Source organism: Candidatus Kurthia intestinigallinarum (genome assembly GCF_003991225.1).
GTDB lineage: Bacteria > Bacillota > Bacilli > Bacillales_A > Planococcaceae > Kurthia > Kurthia populi.
In genome coordinates, this window is record NZ_JTFC01000224.1 from 1 (window position 1) to 1,636 (window position 1,636).

The 1,636-nt window shown below is 36.5% G+C and carries 3 protein-coding genes; all 3 read right to left on the reverse strand.

Features of this window, described 5'->3' with window-relative positions; all coding sequences use genetic code 11:
- The coding region (locus QI30_RS20020) for a hypothetical protein (protein WP_126992165.1) at positions 1–699 on the reverse strand (699 nt) is incomplete at its 3' end.
- Between the two features lie 161 nt (positions 700–860).
- On the reverse strand, positions 861–1,277 hold the full coding sequence (locus QI30_RS20025; RefSeq protein WP_126992166.1) for a hypothetical protein: 417 nt from the start codon (positions 1,275–1,277) through the stop codon (positions 861–863).
- Positions 1,270–1,636 (reverse strand): ParA family protein (locus tag QI30_RS20030; RefSeq protein ID WP_370323650.1); only part of this gene is annotated, 367 nt, incomplete at its 5' end. The genes QI30_RS20025 and QI30_RS20030, both read right to left, overlap by 8 nt.

Sequence of the window (1,636 nt, forward strand, 5' to 3'; positions counted from 1 at the left end):
TTTTAATAATTTTAAGACCAATTCAACCTTTGCTTGTTTTTTACCGGATATTTCCTTGTATGAAGGACATGTCAGGATAATCCCAACTATACCTAAAAAGATATCGATAAATTCAATGCCTATCTCTTCACCTTTGCTACGATAACCACACTCTGTAATGACAAAGTTTTCTCCACGATATAATGAATGTATATTTAAAGCTTCTTTTAACATTGAATCCAGATTTCGTGAATGATATTCAGAAGATTCCTCAATCAAAATTTTTGCCTGTACATCATTGTGTACACCATAACCTCTAACTAAACCATAGCAAATACGCTCAGGGAGTTTTGTATAAATAGTTTTATCTACAATAGTTTTTTTAGGTTTATATATGTCTTTAAAAACATTTTGAGCTTGCGAATTTAGAACAGAACTAGCATATCGAATCATATTGAAGTTCATGTATTCAGCTAAAGGAAGTGCTTGTTCAAATAACTGTTCAATGCCTTTAGCAATTTTTGAATCTCCACCATATTTCGTCCAATGAAATGAAAATTCTTGATTTAATGCATGGAAAGTATTAAAGTTTGGATGCATATATATGTTAAGTGGAATTGAAAGTGCACCCATTAATTGAATGGGATCGCTACTGTTTTTACCGCTTTCATCAAAGCAAATAAGTAAATTTGTAGTTGCTTGTTCATGTATAGGTTGCATTGAATTACACCTCCGTTCTTGACAAAATGTATATTTTTTTGACATAATGGGAATATAAATTAATAAAGAAACGTTTAACTCGTGTCGCTTGGTACACGCGTTAGCGTATCAGATAAAGAGAGCTCGTGTCGCTTGGTACACGCGTTCTCTTTTTTGTTTTATTATTTCTCCTCATGAAACGCTTCAACCATAAATTCAAACTGACGCTGCTGGCGATCCGTTAGCTCGTTCTTCACATAACTATCAATCAGTTTCTGCAAAATCACATACGTTTTCCCCTCATCCATGAAAGAGCCTAGCAAGTTGATTTCACTGTGAATGACAGTTGGTACTTTTAAGCTTTTTGTGCTGTTGGCTTTCCCAACGCCAAGCTTTTTACGTGGCTGAGCTGGTTCAATTTTTGTTACCTCTTTTTCAACGACCACAGGAGTAGGTGCTTCAACAGCTACTATCTGCTCGTCCTGTTTTGTAGGAGCTGAGTAACCGAAGTCCATATCATTTTTCTTCACGGGAATAGAAGGCTGCATGATTGTCGGCTTTTTCTTTTTCTTAATTAAACCGCCTTTTTCATTACTCATACTTACCAGCCTCCTCGAATTGAGCTAATTTTTCCTCAAGCTCATCAATTACATCTAAAAATACTTGGTGTGCTTTACGGTCGTGCATATCGTTGTCTGTGATACCTGTTACGTCCCAAGCTTTTAAGCGTTCTAAGTGCTTGATAACACTTTCCATTACATTGTCTTCACCAAACATTTCTTTCGCACGTTCAATAGTAGACATGTCCACGCGACCACCTGGACGAAGCAGTACCGGTAATACGCCAGCCACTTGAATGTCCGCATCATAGTTGTCTGCCATGAATTGTAGGTATTTTATATACGTTTCGGCGCCTTCAAGCGATAGTTCTTGAGCTTGTAGGATAATTAATACATAA

Bases quoted from the DNA above. Each gene is read 5' to 3' on its own strand.
- QI30_RS20025 (WP_126992166.1), bottom strand. From the start codon at position 1,277: ATGAGTAATGAAAAAGGCGGTTTAATTAAGAAAAAGAAAAAGCCGACA.